Annotated in this window: 12 protein-coding genes and 1 pseudogene; 6 read left to right on the forward strand and 7 right to left on the reverse strand. The window is 46.9% G+C overall.

The features are described 5' to 3' along the window. Positions 1-3: 3 nt before the first annotated feature. From RIC07_RS25830 to RIC07_RS25840, 3 genes are all read right to left on the reverse strand, one after another. Positions 4-1080 carry a hypothetical protein gene (locus RIC07_RS25830; protein ID WP_446397013.1) on the reverse strand — a complete coding sequence of 359 codons (1077 nt, stop codon included), beginning with the start codon at positions 1078-1080 and terminating at the stop codon, positions 4-6. Beyond that, positions 1068-2039: a CobW family GTP-binding protein gene (locus RIC07_RS25835; protein ID WP_446397014.1), complete on the reverse strand. Its 972-nt coding sequence runs from the start codon at positions 2037-2039 to the stop codon at positions 1068-1070. The genes RIC07_RS25830 and RIC07_RS25835 overlap by 13 nt, the downstream gene beginning before the upstream one ends. 117 nt (positions 2040-2156) lie before the next feature. Further along, on the reverse strand, positions 2157-3806 hold the full coding sequence (locus tag RIC07_RS25840; RefSeq protein ID WP_446397034.1) for an iron uptake porin: 1650 nt from the start codon (positions 3804-3806) through the stop codon (positions 2157-2159). Positions 3807-3935: 129 nt separating this feature from the next. On the opposite strand from RIC07_RS25840, the gene RIC07_RS25845 reads away from it, so the two are divergent. Beyond that, entirely contained in the window at positions 3936-5165 is a 1230-nt protein-coding gene (locus tag RIC07_RS25845) for an FAD-dependent oxidoreductase (protein WP_446397015.1), read from the forward strand. Positions 5166-5270: 105 nt separating this feature from the next. Here the strand turns inward: RIC07_RS25845 and RIC07_RS25850 are convergent, their stop codons facing one another. Then, positions 5271-6359, reverse strand: coding sequence for a metal ABC transporter solute-binding protein, Zn/Mn family (locus tag RIC07_RS25850; RefSeq protein ID WP_446397016.1), 1089 nt, complete (start codon positions 6357-6359; stop codon positions 5271-5273). A 273-nt stretch (positions 6360-6632) separates the two neighbouring features. Here RIC07_RS25850 and RIC07_RS25855 point away from each other — a divergent pair, with 273 nt between their 5' ends. From RIC07_RS25855 to RIC07_RS25865, 3 genes are all read left to right on the forward strand, one after another. Continuing rightward, entirely contained in the window at positions 6633-7352 is a 720-nt protein-coding gene (locus RIC07_RS25855; protein WP_446397035.1) for a metal ABC transporter ATP-binding protein, read from the forward strand. Between the two features lie 230 nt (positions 7353-7582). Next, entirely contained in the window at positions 7583-8470 is an 888-nt protein-coding gene (locus tag RIC07_RS25860; RefSeq protein WP_446397017.1) for a metal ABC transporter permease, read from the forward strand. A gap of 520 nt (positions 8471-8990) precedes the next feature. Beyond that, positions 8991-9794, forward strand: a complete 804-nt coding sequence (locus RIC07_RS25865; RefSeq protein WP_446397018.1) for a hypothetical protein — start codon at positions 8991-8993, stop codon at positions 9792-9794. 374 nt (positions 9795-10168) lie between these two features. Here the strand turns inward: RIC07_RS25865 and RIC07_RS25870 are convergent, their stop codons facing one another. Beyond that, on the reverse strand, positions 10169-11581 hold the full coding sequence (locus RIC07_RS25870; RefSeq protein WP_446397036.1) for an IS200/IS605 family accessory protein TnpB-related protein: 1413 nt from the start codon (positions 11579-11581) through the stop codon (positions 10169-10171). A 78-nt stretch (positions 11582-11659) separates the two neighbouring features. Between RIC07_RS25870 and tnpA the strand changes: the two are divergent. Then, positions 11660-12083: pseudogene (tnpA, locus tag RIC07_RS25875) on the forward strand (IS200/IS605 family transposase). A 132-nt stretch (positions 12084-12215) separates the two neighbouring features. On the opposite strand, the gene RIC07_RS25880 reads toward tnpA, so the two are convergent. Beyond that, a complete protein-coding gene (locus tag RIC07_RS25880; protein WP_446397019.1) occupies positions 12216-13862 on the reverse strand; it encodes an FAD-dependent oxidoreductase in 1647 nt (548 codons plus the stop codon). Positions 13863-14111: 249 nt separating this feature from the next. On the opposite strand from RIC07_RS25880, the gene RIC07_RS25885 reads away from it, so the two are divergent. Then, positions 14112-14918, forward strand: a complete 807-nt coding sequence (locus RIC07_RS25885; protein ID WP_446397020.1) for an endonuclease/exonuclease/phosphatase family protein — start codon at positions 14112-14114, stop codon at positions 14916-14918. Between the two features lie 174 nt (positions 14919-15092). Here the strand turns inward: RIC07_RS25885 and RIC07_RS25890 are convergent, their stop codons facing one another. After that, positions 15093-15725: a transaldolase family protein gene (locus RIC07_RS25890; protein ID WP_446397021.1), complete on the reverse strand. Its 633-nt coding sequence runs from the start codon at positions 15723-15725 to the stop codon at positions 15093-15095. Between the last annotated feature and the right edge of the window lie 845 nt (positions 15726-16570).

Here is a 16570-nt window from a genome sequence, read left to right on the forward strand (position 1 = left end):
GAATTAACCAAATCCTTTACCCCGCTGGGATTCTGACCACACTAAAACCTCCCCATTTTGACCGCCAGCCGCCAATTGACGTCCCCCAGGATGCCAAGCCAGACAAGAAAAACCCTGGGTAGCACCGTTTAAGATTTGGGCAATTTGCTTGGCTTTTTGCCACAGACAAATCCAGCCATCATTACTCGCTGACGCTAACAGTAAACTCTTGGGTTGAAAGGCGATATCCTGGATAATGTCCGTATGCAGATCTAAAACCCGTGCATCCCAACCCTGACGATCATCCGTTTGTTTTTTCCAGATCACAATCCCCTCACCACTGGACGCCGCTAACAATGGTGCAGTATTTGACAGGGATTTTGACCATCTCAAGTTGCGAATTTTGCCGGGAAATCCCCGCATCACCCAGGGATGAGGATTACCCCATTGGACGACTGTAATCGTTAAGTCGAGATTACCAGAAGCGAGATACTTGCCATCCGGTGACCAAGCAATCGCCATACTCGCCGCCGCCATATTGACAAGGAAAGGGTCATCATCCCAATTCCGACTATCCCAAACCTTAGCACCCTGATCACCCGCGATCGCTAAATGTTGTCCTTGAGGTTGCCAAGTCATTCCCAATACTGAGGACGAGTCAAACGGTAATGTGATTATCGTTTCTTGTTCAGCCGCATCCCAGACTTGGACATAACGCCCCAAACTAAATGCCAATTGGTTAGCCGTGGGACTCCAACGCAGGTGGTCAACCCATTTGGGGGCATTCTTGAGAGTCGTGATCCGTTGAAGTTGGGGCTTCACCTGCCAAATTCTCACCCCACCATCTTGTCCTCCGGCTGCCAAAAATTGCCCATCGGGGGAAAAGTCCAGACCATCAATCGACTGTTCGCCTGTGTCTTCGGAACCAAGAATTAAACGTGAGTCACCATTCCCGCCATCCCACAGCAGAACCTCCCCCGCCGCTGAACTCACCGCTAAACACCCATCAACTGACCAAGCCACAGCCGTGATATACTCCGAGAGTTGCCCACGCCACTGTTGTTCTAATAAATTTTTCTGGGTAATCCCTAAACCAGACACGCTCTAAAGTCCTCTCTCAGCTTCGCTTCCTCTAAATTGCGACCAATAAACACCAGTTCGCTTTTCCGGCGTTCTCCAGGTTTCCAAGCGCGATCGCCTCGACCATCAAACAACATGTGTACCCCTTGAAAGACAAACCGTTGGTCTTCTCCAGCTATGTTGATAATTCCCTTCATCCGGAAAATATCAGGACCCTGGGTTTGTAACAATTGCGAGAGCCAATTATTCAGTTTTTCCCCATCTACAGGTTTTGAATCAACCAAAGCAAAGGAATGAACCGACTGATCATGTTCGTGAGCATCTTCGCTGAGGAAGTTGGGGTCAATCTCCAAAGCACGGTTGAGGTCAAAGGCTTTCACACCCAATAACGCCTCCATGCCTAACTCAGAGTTTTGGGTGCGGTAAATTTTTGCTAGAGCATTCATCCCCCGTATCCGCGTCTCCAACTCATCTAACTCATCCGGGGAAACTAAATCTGTCTTGTTGAGCAAAAGTACATCAGCAAAGGCAATCTGTTCTTGCGCCTCATCTGCTTCCCAATGCTGCCAAATATGCTTGGTATCCACCACCGTTACCACCGCATCTAAAAGCAGTTGCTGCCGCATATCTTCATCAATAAAAAAGGTTTGAATCACGGGGGCGGGGTCAGCCAGTCCAGTGGTTTCTATCACCAGATGGTCAAACTTGTTACGCCGCTTGATTAGATTCCCGATAATCCGCATCAAATCCCCTCGGACGGTACAGCAAATGCACCCGTTGTTCATCTCAAAGATTTCTTCATCGGCATCAATCACTAATTGGTTATCAATACCAACTTCTCCAAACTCGTTGACGATGACGGCGACTTTCTTACCGTGTTCGTAAGTAAGGATGTGGTTGAGTAGGGTGGTTTTCCCAGCGCCGAGATAGCCGGTGAGAACAGTAACCGGAATGGTACTGGAGGCTTGAACTGTTACCATAAGACATTAAAATGATTATCATTCTCATATGCTAAACGTTTTTGCCCTAGGCGACAATCCCTTTCACCCAAATAATGTAGAGACGTAGCATGCTACGTCTCTACAGATGGCACGTCTCTAGAATTCAAAGATAGTGCGAAGCGTCCCCACCCAAATCGTGTCATTGTTATCATCGTGTTCTGGGTTAAGAATCACGAACACCCCCGGATTAATCGCGATATTATCCGTGAGTTGATAACGATACTGAGCTTCCAGATGCCAAGACGTATCATCATCCTCAAAACCGCCATCATTATCCGTCACCTTCGGCGGTTGTCCGACAACAAACCCCAGCAGACTCCCCTCTGAGCCAAAATCAGGCAATGCCAGCGTCACTGCCCAGTTAAAAATAGTGGCGTCATCGCCCTCATCCACCAAGACACCATTATTGAAACCATTATCTTGAGCATGAGCCAGGGTTAAACCGCCCCACCCCGACAGCGTAAAAGCGGGACTGAGACGCAAACTGGCAGAAAGCCCAAACTGATCAGCTGACGTGGCAGTATCTTCCCCAAATGGCACATTTGCCAATTCACTCCCCGTCTTCCCAGAAACCACCACCTTTCCCCCAGGATAATAGGAACGCACATAAGTCAGACCCAAACGCAAAGCTTCGCTCGGTTCAATCCCCAGTTGGGCGATGGCAGCATAGCGACCATTAAACAATCCGTTTTTCTCACTCGGATTATTAGCATTGGCAGCCAGATAACCCAAGGATAAATTAAGTGCCGAATTGAAGTTATAGGTCAAACTAGCACCCGTGCCTCCGACTCCCTGATAATAAATCGGATTGAAACGCCCGAAACGAGAAATTGCCCCCGTCATTTCTCCCGAGAAAAACTCGTTATAGTTGGCAAAGTTCCCGGCAAACTCGCCGCCAACGGCATCAATCATAAAGGAAAGTTTGGCATCTTTAACGGCACCCTGTCCATGTTCCTCTTCTCCCAGAGAGAAGCTATATCTTATCTTGCCAAGAGCTAAATCATTATCATTGCCTTCATCAAAAGCGAAGCGAGTCATGCTAGTTCCAGTAATATTAGGATTATCTCCTTCACCCGGACCAAAAGGAACCGGATTCAGTGCATCCAAACGAGTCAGTAACAAGTCCTCTCCCGTAAAACTCGTCGCTAAAAATAGACGCACTCGGTTGTCGAAAACCACTTCATCTTCCAAATCTTCTCCACTACCATAAGCCTTTTCATCCCCAAACACGCTACTCAGGGAAAAGCTGACTTCTCCGCGAAGTTTGGTTGTTGTGGAAAACTGATGATCCTCTAAAAAAGCGACTCGACCTTCCAAATTATCGACTCGCGCCCCTAGAGTTGCCAATTCCGCCTCAAATTCTTGCACCAACCGTCGTAAGGTTGCCAAATCACTCCCCTCCAGTTCGCCATTGGGGAGTAAACGCTCAATTTGCTGCAAGCACGCATTCAAACCAGCGGCAAACTCAAATCGGGTTAAGGCTCGATTCCCGCGATAGGTGCCATCGGGATAGCCCGCGATACAGCCATAGCGTTCCACCAGACTGCGTAAGGCTTCATACGCCCAATCACCAGGGGAAACATCTCGTAACTGAGAGACACTGGTGACTTGCTCAAGAGCGTTCGTCTGACTGATGGGGTTATATCCCTCAATTTGTGCCAAAGCATTTGGGGCTGCACAGACTGCCCAAGTACCACCCAACACCACTGGGTTAACGATTAAAGACTGCCACCACATTTTTGCCATAGTCATTCCTCACACCCTATTCAGTTCAAGGTCTTGCCCGATCACCTAGCGGTTACTCGGTGTCACAATTATGATAATCATTATCATAAGAACGATTATCGTTATTGTAAATCCCGGGTCTGATTTTTCATGACAAACCATTCGGCATCCTTACCCGCGAACATTGACATTGCTATTGTTGGCGCAGGTCCCCAGGCTCTAACCCTAGTCACTCACCTGCTGCAAAAGCGTAAGACAATGGGGGATAGGTTTTGGGTGTTTGACGCCAGTGGCAGATGGATGAATCGGTGGTTCCATCAATTTGCCGCCCTAGACATCCCTCATCTGAGATCCCCTGCGGTACACCATCCCCACCCCAACCCCTATGCGCTGCGCTCTTTTGCCGAAAACCGGGAGTCGGAATTTTTTCCCCCTTATGATCTTCCGGGAACGCAGCTATTTGAGGAGTTTTGTCAGAATGTTATCCATCAGTGGGGCTTGCCGGATAAGCTGGTTCAGGCTGCTGTGAGTAGCATTGAGCCAACCACGGTTTTCAAACGCCCTCGATTTCGCCTGGAGTTGTCCAATGGGCAATCAGTCATCGCTCGTCGGGTGGTTCTGGCTACGGGTGCGGGGAGAAAGATTGTACCGGATTGGGTAGATAAGATGGCATCGGCTTATCCAAAGGACAGACTATGCCATGCTCAAAGCGTCGATTTACGCAACGTGCAGATAGTCGGTGAGCAGGTGTTGATTATTGGGGGTGGGTTGACGAGTGGACATTTAGCCGTAGGTGCAGCAGCACGGGGAGCGAAGGTGATGTTAATGTCACGGCGCCGACTCCAGGAAAAATGGTTTGATGCTGAACCGGGTTGGTTGGGACCCAAGTATCTCAAGGGCTTTTGGGCTGAACCTAATTGGCAAAGGCGGTGGGAGATGATTCAGGGGGCGCGAAATGGGGGATCAATGACGCCAAAGATGATGTTTCAGTTACGCCGCCTGGAACGGCAAGGTAAGCTGAGGTTTTATCCAGAATGTCAGGTGGTTGAGGCTCGGTGGCAGGATAACCAGTGGCAGGTTGACTGTGATGATGGTCAAGTTTATCAATGTCAACGTATTTGGTATGCGACTGGAACTGGCTTTGATGCCACCGTTGACCCGTTACTTAAGGATGTTATTGATGCATATCCTGTACCTATTGTCAAGGGTCTGCCCGTTTTAGACGAGCATCTGCGTTGGTCAGGTTGTGAGTTATTCGTGATGGGAGGTTTAGCCGCCCTACAGATAGGACCCGTGGCACGGAACCTGTACGGTGGTAAACTGGCGAGCGATCGCATCGTACCCGCCTTAACCAAACCGACGCTGTATCATTCCTCTTAAGGCGAATGGTGCTGACTTAAGGCTGGTGGGCAATGCCCACCCTACGGTACATCAAGGGTTTCGGCGAGCCAAAAATGCCAATTTTCAGTACCTTTCCTCTTAAGGCTAATTGTCACCTGTCATTACTTTGAACGGAGTACAGGTTCCGCCCAAACCTTCCGCGATCGCACAGGTATTATGGGTGATCATTCCGATATAGGTTGCCGTGTCACTATTTGCCGCACCTAGACTGCCAACAAACAGTTTTTGTTCAGAAACCTTGACATTCGCTTCCCTAGCAACGGTTTCAATGGCGGTGGAATTAGTTGTAGTTTCCACAAAAATCGTGGGAACCTTGGCTTGTTCAATGGTTCCTACCAATTCCTTTACCCGTGCGGCTGAGGGGGTTTCTTCGGTACTGAGTCCTTGTAACGATTCCGCCGCTTCAAATCCATAAGCGTTGACGTAATACGCCAAGGCGTCATGAGTGGTGACAATTTTACGTTTTCCTGGGGGAATCGTTGCGACTTGTGCGTTGACCCAGGTATCTAACTGGTCGAGTTGATTGGTTAACTGTTGGGCATTTTCCGTATAAAGGTCAGCCTGATCGGGATTAATCTCTGTCAGTTGGTTCCGAATCACATCAACTATTGCCATGCTGTTTTGTACATCATGCCAAACATGGGGATCGGGAACGTTTTCCCCCTTATCGGCGGCATGGTTTTCTTCATGATCTGAGTGTTCACCTTGTTCCTTTTCCCCGTGATCATGGTGATCTCCATTATGGTCATGGTGATGTGCTTCTCCCTCCAGGGGATTGGGGACAGCTTCCTCAAATACAGCAACGATAGGGGCTGATGTATTGCTGGCTTCAATTAATCCCTCAACGCCCGGTTCCCCCTCATAGCCACCATAAAGGATCAGTTGTGCGGTTTCAACGGCTTTCCGATGGGATGGGGTTGATCGGTAGGTGTGAGGATCTTGGTTCGGGTCTAATAAACAGTTGAGTTGAATGGTGTCTTGGGCAATTTCTTCAGTTAAATTGCAAAGAACGCGATGAGATACCACGACACTGGGTTTCTCACCTGATGTCCCATCTTCTGTTGGTGAAACCGTTGTCTGGTTGGTTTGAACACACCCTGTCAGTGCGATCGCTAATGCCAACACCGTACTATTCCAGCCGTTCAGGGTTTGGCTCGATAGATACTTTAGCATAGTCAAGCTCCTTTAACCGAGAGATTATTATAATGATAATCATTCTAAGATTGGAGTTGACCCAAATGGCGACGGTTTCGTCCCCAATACGACTCCCAGGGAGTTCTCATGTATTTTCCTCTCCCCCATCACCCAGACGTGCCATGGCACGTCTCTACATTGCTCCCCCTGCTTCCCTATCCCTACCCAATTGGTGTGACATCAGGGGAATCATTATCCGATAAGCTGAAAGCAGAATTTGTTAATGGTAGTCATTCTCACAGACAAGTTGTAATGCTCGAAGTTCATGATTTGGCGGTCAACTACCGAAATACCTGGGCAATCTCCGGTGTTTCGTTTTCCATCCAACCGGGACAGTTAACGGTGTTATTGGGACCCAACGGTGCTGGGAAAAGTACGATTATTAAGGCGATTCTGGGACTGATTCCGCTCACTAAAGGGGTCGCTACATTTCACGACAAACCCCTGAAAAGTCAGCGCAAACGAGTCGCCTATGTACCGCAGCGCACCCAAATTGACTGGAATTATCCAGTTACAGTCTGGAATGTCGTGATGATGGGGCGCACTATCCACACGGGTTGGTTTAAACATCCGTCTCGTCAATCCCAGGAGATTGTTCAGGATGCATTAGAACGGGTGGGCTTATTTGAGTATCGCCATCGTCAAATTGGTGAACTTTCTGGTGGACAACAACAACGAGTATTTTTGGCTAGGGCGCTGGCGCAACAGGCAGAGTTGTTTTTTTTTGATGAGCCGTTTGCTGGGATTGATCAAAAGACAGAAGAGATTATTTTTGAGATTTTTCAAGACTTAAAGTTTCAAAATAAAATGGTATTGGTGATTAGTCACGATTTAGGCGAAACCTTGGAGCAGTATGATCAAGTGTTACTTTTAAATAAAGAGTTAATTGCGGTGGGGTCAAAGTCAGAAGTATTGACAACTGAAAATCTCAAAAAAGCTTATGGTAAACTCATGAGCCTGGTTGTTGCCTAATCTCAAAGCAGTAGGAGTGGGTTTAGCTACTGTAGGGGCGAGCCATTAAAGCTTGCGTATGACTGATAGCTGAAAAACAAAACCCGCCCTGGCTTGTGACCGATAACTTAAGTTGCAAATCATAGCAATCATTAAACATCAACATTCGGAAAGAATAAAGGTAGCATAATACAGATTTTAATGAACTATTAATAGTAAATAATAAATTAAGAATAAGTGAGGTGGATAGGATGTGGGATTGGTTAATTGAACCGCTGCAGTGGGGATATATGCGTGACGCTATAGCGATTGCGGTGCTGCTGGGAATTTTAGGGGCGGTTGTGGGGAGTTATTTGATTGTGCAACAGATGATCATGATCGCTCATGTGATCGCCCATGCTGTTTTACCGGGACTATCAATCGCCTTTTTTGTGGGGGAACAATTTCTGTCTCTGGGAGCGTTTGTAGCTGGGACATTGAGCGCTTTAGTGGTGGCTGGGATTCATCAGCGATCGCGAGTGAAAGTAGATGCAGCGATGGCGTTAACTTTAACCAGTTTTTTGGGCTTGGGAGTTATCCTAATTACCCTCTTAGAAACAAATCAATTTGACCTCAGTTCTATTCTATTCGGCGATATTTTAGGCGTCAGAACCAGCGATGTCTGGCATACGCTAATCATTACCGTCATCGTTTTACTGTTAACCAAACTGTTTTACAAAGAACTCCTTTTCTACACCTTTGACCCCCTCGGCGCTCAAGCCAGTGGTTTACCCGTCACCACCATGTATTTCGGCTTTGTCTGCGCCATTACCTTGACAATTGTCGCCAGTATGCAAACCGTGGGTGTACTGCTGGTGATCTCCCTCCTGGTTGGTCCTGCCATTACTGCCTATCTTTTAGTCAAAGAATTGCATCAGATGATGGGATTAGGGGCAATAATCGGTGTAATGGCGGGTGTCACGGGTATGTATTTAAGCTATCACCTGGATTTGCCATCAGGACCTGCGATCGTCATGGTTGTCTTTAGTTTCTTTATTCTGGCATTTCTATTCAGTCCCACCCAGGGAATTTTAACCGAACCCGGAACCGTCCGTTGGATTGCCAAAATCCTGCAACCGCTCAAACTCTGGAAACGCTGAGGCTCTCCCTGTTTTGACCGCTAACTAGGGGTTCATAAGTATAGCACTACGAGGTACGGAAAGGACATCAGTTAATCCCAGAGGGAACAGGGAACAGGGAACAGGGAACAGGGAACAGTAAAGAATGTCCTAACCTGTCTTAGTACCGCTATATCTGGACATAAACTGTGTCGGGCTGAGTTAAAAATTGTCAAGACTCACAAGTCCCTTCTATTCTCTGTTCCCTCCTGATACCAAATCCGGGTTAGCTACCCCGTTATAATCCAGTCCGCGCAGGCGGACTACCCTTCGGGAAGGCTTCGCCTATGTTTGTGTAGCCGCGATTTCAATCGCCATGGCAAAAAAGGGTTTTCAAAGCGGATTTGGGATGAAATGTATCTATCGACTGATTCAAGATAGTGTCATATCCTCCTTTAGCTTGGCGTCAGCGATAACAGCGAATTGGTAAGTTGGTGAAAGATACAAGAAAGCCTTAAACCTTAGAAAAACATTCAATATCAGTAAAGGAGGACAACTCTACATGAATAGTAATAAGCAATTTTTGGATAAAAATAATCAACCGATTGAACCCACTGCTAATCAACCCGATGAATCTTCGTCCAATAAAGACAATCAAGATAATCAAGGCAAGGGTGTAGTTGGCGCTGGGGTAGCTGGCGCAGCCGTTGGTGCTGTAGTTGGTAGTCAAGTGGCTGGCAAACGAGGCGCAGTTGTAGGTGCTGTTACAGGCGCTGTAGCGGGTGGTTTGACGGCTAAGGCTACCCCGGAAGATGCACCCGATAAACTCAAAGGTGCTGCGGAACAGGCAGCCAACAAAGTGCAAGGTGCGGCTGAACAAGCCAAGCCAGCGATTGAAAATGCCGCTAACCAAGCGAAAAGTGCTACGGAAAAAGCAGCCGACAAGGTGCAAGATGTGGCTGAGAAGGCTAAGCCAACTATTGAAAGTCAAGCTGACAAAGCCAAAAGTGCTGCGGTGAAGACAGCCGATAAGGTGCAAGATGCGGCTGAGAACGCTAAACCCTCTCTCCAGAGTAAAGCCGACCAAGCCAAAAATGCGGCGATGGGTGCAGCCGATAACGTTCAAGACAAGGCAGAGAAAGCAAAGCCATCGAATCAGAAGAATCAAGATGGTAAGGTAGTGGCAGAACAAGAACGCATTATTGTGGAACCCGACCCAACGGCGGTAGTCGCAGCAAAACCTGTCACTGCTGTGGGAAAAAACGTCGCAGAAACAGAAGTGACGCAGGTTGATGTTAAGCCAGAAACACCTGAAATACCTGAAGTTGACAAGCGAACATCCTTCAGCAAGAATACCGAACGGTAAAATAACGATTCTTAATACCGAGTTGTGTTCCGACGTGTCAGATTAACGCTTTGAGAGGCAACTTGGTACTAAGTAGGTTGGTGGAAATAAACTTAACTAGATTAAGTTATCTAAACAAGCCTCAAACCCTTACTGTTCCCTGTTCCCTGTTCCCTGTTCCCTAATCTCCACCGCTAACTTTAATTGTGTCCACTTACTTATAGCAACCGCCATAGCGGTTAGGACGCATCTTATGGTAGAGACGTTGCATGCAACGTCTCTACAACAGTTCGTTTGTCCTAATCGATGTGTCTACTGCTATACAAACTCATTCGTGTTGTACTAACTTGAACGCACCCCAGCTAAATTAGAAATTCTAGCTGGGGATTCTTATGCTAGGCTTTGCTCAGCTCCCAAAGAGTGCTGAGCGTCACTGGCGTTCGCAGCGCCTGGGAGGAACTTCCGCCTGCCCAGACCCTAGTAAATTTACTATTAGTTAATACCGCGTACCAATACCTGGCACCGATATTGTAGGAAGCAGATAAGTCAGCGTTGTAGCGCTTCCCATTTTGAAATACAGCTTGGGAATATTTCTTGTTACTCCGCTTAATCTTTCCGCTACCGTCAAAAGCGTAAGCGCTGGTGTACTTAGCGTTGACTTTGCGTACCTTTGCGCCCAACTCGGAGAATTTCTGAATGGTCAACTCAACCAACTTGTCCTTGCACCATTGATGAAAGCGCTGTTTTTGCAAAGACCCATGCTTCCCGCCTTTAGCTTTCCAATTCGATAAGTTCTCAAACACAATCACGTTAACTTGATGTTTTTGAGCAAACTCAACAATCTGCCTCGAAACAGTTTGAGCAATGTGTTCGTTGATGTTTTTAGACTTTCGATACAGACCTTGGCAGAAGTCTTTAGGTAAATCCTGGTTGATAATTTTCCGAGTTAGTTTGGACTTGGTTGCAATACGCTGCTTGCGTTGGTCGCGGCGGTCTATGTCTCCAGCAGGGTTAATGAACTTCCTAGCTTTTACAGTACCGTCTTTGCCAACTATTGAGCAGGTTGCTGTTGTGTTTATGCCAATGTCGATAGCACAAACATAATCCGAATCAGGTAGAGGTTGAGGGTTAACCTCAACAGGCATGGAAAGATGAATACTTCGCTTGTTGACAATCAGAGCAGGAGATAACAGTTTCGCCCCCTCTCTGGTGTGCCGACTTTTTCCATGCTTTTTGATGGAAACACCTTGCATCCAAACCCAATCAGTACCATTCCAGATTTTTAAATCAACAGAGGTGAAATTGGAATGATATTTAATTTGCTGACCTTTGTACATTGCTGGATAACTGCTGCACATCGAGGTCAACTTGGGAGGCTTGTCGTACCGATGTCTCCGTTTCCCTCTCTTCCAATCATCCCAACGAGTAACAAAGCTACTAACAATGCCTAAAGCGTCCTGAATTGCAGCACGTCTCAGGTAGCTGGGAAACTTGGGAAATGAAGGGTGGTTACTAATGGCTTTGTGAAAGTACCAATAGTATTTAGGGTTGGGGTTGTTTGCTGTCTTATGAATCAGCTTTTCTAAAGTATTAACTCTCTCGGAACTGTTTAATCCAGAGAGGTTTCCCCAATTCCAATAGCTAATGAGTACCAACGGCTTCAGAAAAAATCGGTATTCAGCTACGGTAAGAAGTGCTAATCGGCGCTGTTCTTGCGTCATGGCTAATTGCCAAACATCGGTTCTGATGTTTGGCTCTTTTTGTGCCTTTTTCCGCTTGGATTGCTTTTTAGTCTTTTTCTTGACCATAGCCTCGACTATCGCCTGTATGGATATCATGTTACAATTAAATGACTTAGTTGTCAACTTAGTTATGATATTAGCTGTATGACCACAACAAGACTTAAGACTCGCTCTAATTCAGCGTTTCGGTTGATTTACCATCTCGTACTTGTTACCAAGTTCAGAAACAAAAGCCTGACCAACGAAATGATTGACAGGCTCAACGAGATATTTAGAGAGACGTTACATAAATGGGATGGCGAGTTGGTGGAGTTTAATGGGGAAAGCGACCATATCCATATTTTGTTTGAGACCATCCCCAGTATTGAGCTTTCCCGACTGGTTAACAATCTAAAAACTGTCTCATCTCGGTTGATGAGAAAAGAGTATGAACAACATCTCAAACGGTTTTACTGCTAGCCCAAAACCTAGGTTTTGGGCTAGCAGCTACGCCCTGATTACAGTAGGAACCGGGGCAACCCTAGACAAACTGATTGAATATGTGAAAAATCAGGAAAAACCAGACTAAGGATGCTACCGCTTATCATCTTCGTTTCGCTTTCCCCCATCTAAATCAAAGATTCTTTCCGGGGGACTGCGCTCAACTATTTCGTTCAACGAATGACAAATGACAAATGACAAATGACAAATGACAAATAACCTACTGAACCGCCTTGTAGGTTTTAAATCCACCCGTAAGATTGTGGGCATCAAACCCCTGTAACCGCAACGCACGGGTGGCATAGTATGCCCGTTGACCGACTTGGCAATAGACAGCAATTTTCTGGTCTTTGGGCAATTCATGGACGCGATCGCGCAATTGTGTCAAAGGAATATTCAACGCCCCCTCAACATGACCCGCCTCAAATTCGCCAATTTCCCGAACATCCAATAGCAGCGCCTCATCATCCGCCAGCTTATCCCAGTGAATAATTGGTGCATCACCGCGCAATACATTCGCCGCCACCATTCCCGCTAAATTTACCGGGTCTTTCGCCGCACCAAATTGAGGCGCATAACACAATTCTGCCTCCTCTAAATCAAACACCGTTGCCTGATTTTGCAGCGCCATGGCAATCACATCCATCCGTTTTTCTACCCCTTCTTCGCCAACCGCTTGTGCGCCCAATATACGACCCTCTTGGGGAGAAAACAGTAACTTCATATCAATCGGTTTTGCCCCTGGATAATAGCCCACATGATGACCCGGATGCAGATAAACTTTCTCATACGCCATCCCTACCCGCTTCAGGGTTTTCTCACTCGCACCCGTCGCCGCCACAATTAAGCCAAAGACACCACAAACGGTGGTTCCTTGTACGCCGCGAAACGTGGTATTCCGTCCACAAATCGCATCCGCCGCCACTCGTCCCTGGCGGTTGGCTGGACCGGCTAAGGGGATTAACATCCATTCCCCCGTTACCCAGTCGCGCACTTCTACAGCGTCACCCACCGCCCATATATGGTCATCATTGGTTCGCATTTGTTCGTTGACTCGAATCCCACCGCGATCGCCAATGTCTAATCCAGCGTCCTTAGCTAGTTGAGTTTCGGGACGCACGCCAATGCCTAAAATAACTAAATCGGCTGGATGCTTTTCCCCAGATTTTGTCGATACAATCAATGTACCTTCACTGGTTTGCTCAAACCCAGTGACCCCATCGCCTAAGCGTAACTGTACCCCATGTGCCATTAAGCGATCGTGAACAGGTGTCACCATTTCGGGATCAAGGGGAGGCATGACTTGCGGTAGCATTTCCAGTAGGGTCACGGCAATTCCCCGCTTAACTAAGTTCTCCGCCATCTCCAAACCCACAAACCCGCCACCAACAATAACCGCTTGCTGCACCTGACGTTCAACAATCCATTCCCGAATCCGACGGCTATCAGGAATGGTGCGTAGGGCAAAAATTCCCGGTAGGTCAATTCCCGGTAAGGGTGGACGTAAGGGAGAAGCGCCTGGTGCCAGGACGAGGGCGTCATAGCGTTCTCGGTACACTTGTCCAGAGTTCAAGTCTTTGACGGAGATTTCTCTAGCGTCTCGGTCGATTTCCAGGACTTCATTCTCCAGACGCACCTCAATATTAAAGCGCTGTTTGAACAGTTGTGTATTGGCAACCAGGAGTTTTTTCTCGTCGGTAATTACATCTCCCACGTAGTAAGGTAAGCCGCAATTGGCAAAGGAGACAAAGGAACCGCGATCAAAGATGATAATCTCAGCCGACTCCGACTGACGGCGAGTTCGCGCCGCACAGGATGCGCCTCCAGCAACACCACCGATGATCAGAATTCGTTGTTTTGTGTTCATAGCTGACCCTTTATGTTTGGAACGTTTTACCTTAAATAGTTTTGATAGAACTTTAGCGGACTTATATTGCTCGTTATTTAAACAGTGATTGATTCAATCATACAGCCCCTCTGCTGGAATTGAACTACGATTACATTAAATTTTAATATTTGATAACTATTTATCGATATAGCTGTCTTGTCCCCGGTAGATTTCCTCGGTTCGGTTTATTCTCGATCAGAGGAACCAATCAAAGGAGTAAACTCACCCGTGGTCAAAATCGTCACCATAAATATTTTGTTTGAAATGGACAGATGGGAACAGCGACGAGACCTTTTGGCAGCCGGACTCAAGGCACAACAGGCGGATCTGATTGGGTTACAGGAGGTCAAGTTGCCAGAAGATACCAGTGCTTGGTTAGCTGAACAGCTAGAGATGCCCCACGTCTACTTGATACCGTACCAAAAACCTAATCAAGCGCAACCCAAATATGGGGCAGCGATTTTGAGCCGTTATCCATTCGTACAGCAGGCGGAACTGGATTTGCAAGGTCAGGGACGCAAAGCGCAGTATGTGCAAGTGGAAGTGGAGGGTAAATCCTTAATTTTATGCAATGGGCATTATTTTTGGTCGCCCGGTTCCTCTCCCGAACGAGAAAAACAGATTCGTTTACTCCTGGATTGGTTGGGTAAATTTCTGCCAGACATGCCTGTGGTGGCGGTGGGTGATTTTAACGCGAGTCCCGGTACTCCGGAAATTAGTCTGATGCAATCTCAATTTACGTCAGCGTATGGGGCGCACCACGGACATGAACCAGAGTATACTGCTCCTACTCCCCTATGGCGCGGCTGGCAGCGGATGCTACACTACGCCATAAGTAACTGGAAGCGCTACGGTCGGTTTAGACATGAGCGGGGAACGCGGGATTATATTTTTTTCAATCAATATTTGCGTGTGCAAGATTGTCAACTGATTCTGACTGAACCAGCGCCTAATGACTCTACGCTGTATCCCTCTGATCACTTTGGTTTGGCGGCTCAATTGGAATTTTTAGTAGATGGGGAAATTCAAAGTTAATGGTGGGGATTGTCATTGGTCATTGGTCATTTGTTATTTGTGATAATTGAATGGTTAGGTTGGGGCGGGTTTAGTTATATCAGGGCGAACACGAAACGTTAGTGGTAAAACCCGCCCCTACACAAGATGTTTCATCGGAACGTCTCTTCTCCCTCAGCTTCCCCTGCACCTCTGCTACGACAATCCCCGCCCTTTTTGGGCAAATTCATCAATGGTTTGCTCCGATAAATTGTGAGTTGTCATCGCATTCAGCATTTCTAACGGTAGCGTCAGATGATCCGCCCCAGCGATTAAAGCCCCCGCCGCTTCTGCTGGTGATTTGAGACTGGCGGCTAGAATTTCCGTGGGACTATCTTGGAGGATAGTTGCCATTTCTTGCACCAACGCCAAACCATCCCCTAGTAAACGAGTGGCGCGATTCACGTAGGCGATCGCATATTTGGCTCCAGCTTCTGTTGCAACGGCGGCTTGGGCGGCGCTGTAAATGGCGGTAACAGAACAGGGAATCTCTGGAGATAGATGGGCGACAACCTGAAATCCTACGGCTGTAGCCGGAACTTTCAGCACTGTTTTTTCCCCAATAATCTCAAACGCTTTTCGTCCTTCTGCTACCATTCCTTGAAAATCGGTTGCCATGAGTTGATAATACAGTTCTCCCGGACTAATTGCCGCCAGTTGTTCCAGTGTCGTTTCTGGGGGTAGATCGCTTTTGGCGAGTAGTGTCGGATTGGTGGTGATTCCCTTGACCCATCCCCATTTCTCTACCGTTTTCGCTTCACTGACTAATGCCGAATCCAAATAAATCATGATCAATTTTCCGTTACACCCATTCTAATTATCCGTCTTGCACCATCCCCAAGAGCATCCCTAGCCATTCTTCCACAGAAGGAGTCAGATAAGTAGGGCTTGCGGCACAAACTGTCCACCCTTACAAATAACGGTGTAGAGGAGGATTAAAGGAACATTGAAGTGCAAAGTTTTAAGCCTTGATTAGTCAAAATCCTACTCTGGTATCAGTCCAAAAAAGAAGGGTTCTATAATTTAGTCTGCGTTGAAAACTGCGCTAGCGTGAAGAGAAGCGAGTACGACGAATGACGAATGACGAATGACGAATGACAAATGACAAACCATAAAGCAACAGCAACTCTCAAAATTAGATCGCTTGAATAATTTCCTGTTTAAGTTAATTCTATCTGGAGTGACACTAAAAACTTAGTTTTTAGAGCTTAATCTCCCTAGTTTACAATTTTAGGAAATCTCAGCAATTTCTTGAGCGTTGCTGTTACTTGTCAATGAGGAAATAGAGATAAAATTTATCAGTCGGCTTTATACCTCCTAATTTGATTTTGTCAGTTCAACTTCTGTCATTAGTAAGCCTTTAGGCTTCAATTTCTAATGTAATCACCTTTACGGGAAAGCACAAGCAAATGACATAGAAGTTTACGTTTCGATGATTAAAGGCTGCCATTTATATTACAAATAATTTACGAATCAGGTTCTGTGAACCCAGTGTTCGCGGTAAGTGGTTATCAGACATTGACGGGTTGAAGCGTGCCATAAGCGCCAAATTTCCGTAATTCTACGGTAGCGATCCTGGAAAATGATGTGAAATATCAAGCCAGCGCTCAACCGTTTTTGGTTCTGGGGATGCT

This window comes from Coleofasciculus sp. E1-EBD-02 (assembly GCF_040218245.1).
Lineage (GTDB): Bacteria > Cyanobacteriota > Cyanobacteriia > Cyanobacteriales > Coleofasciculaceae > Coleofasciculus.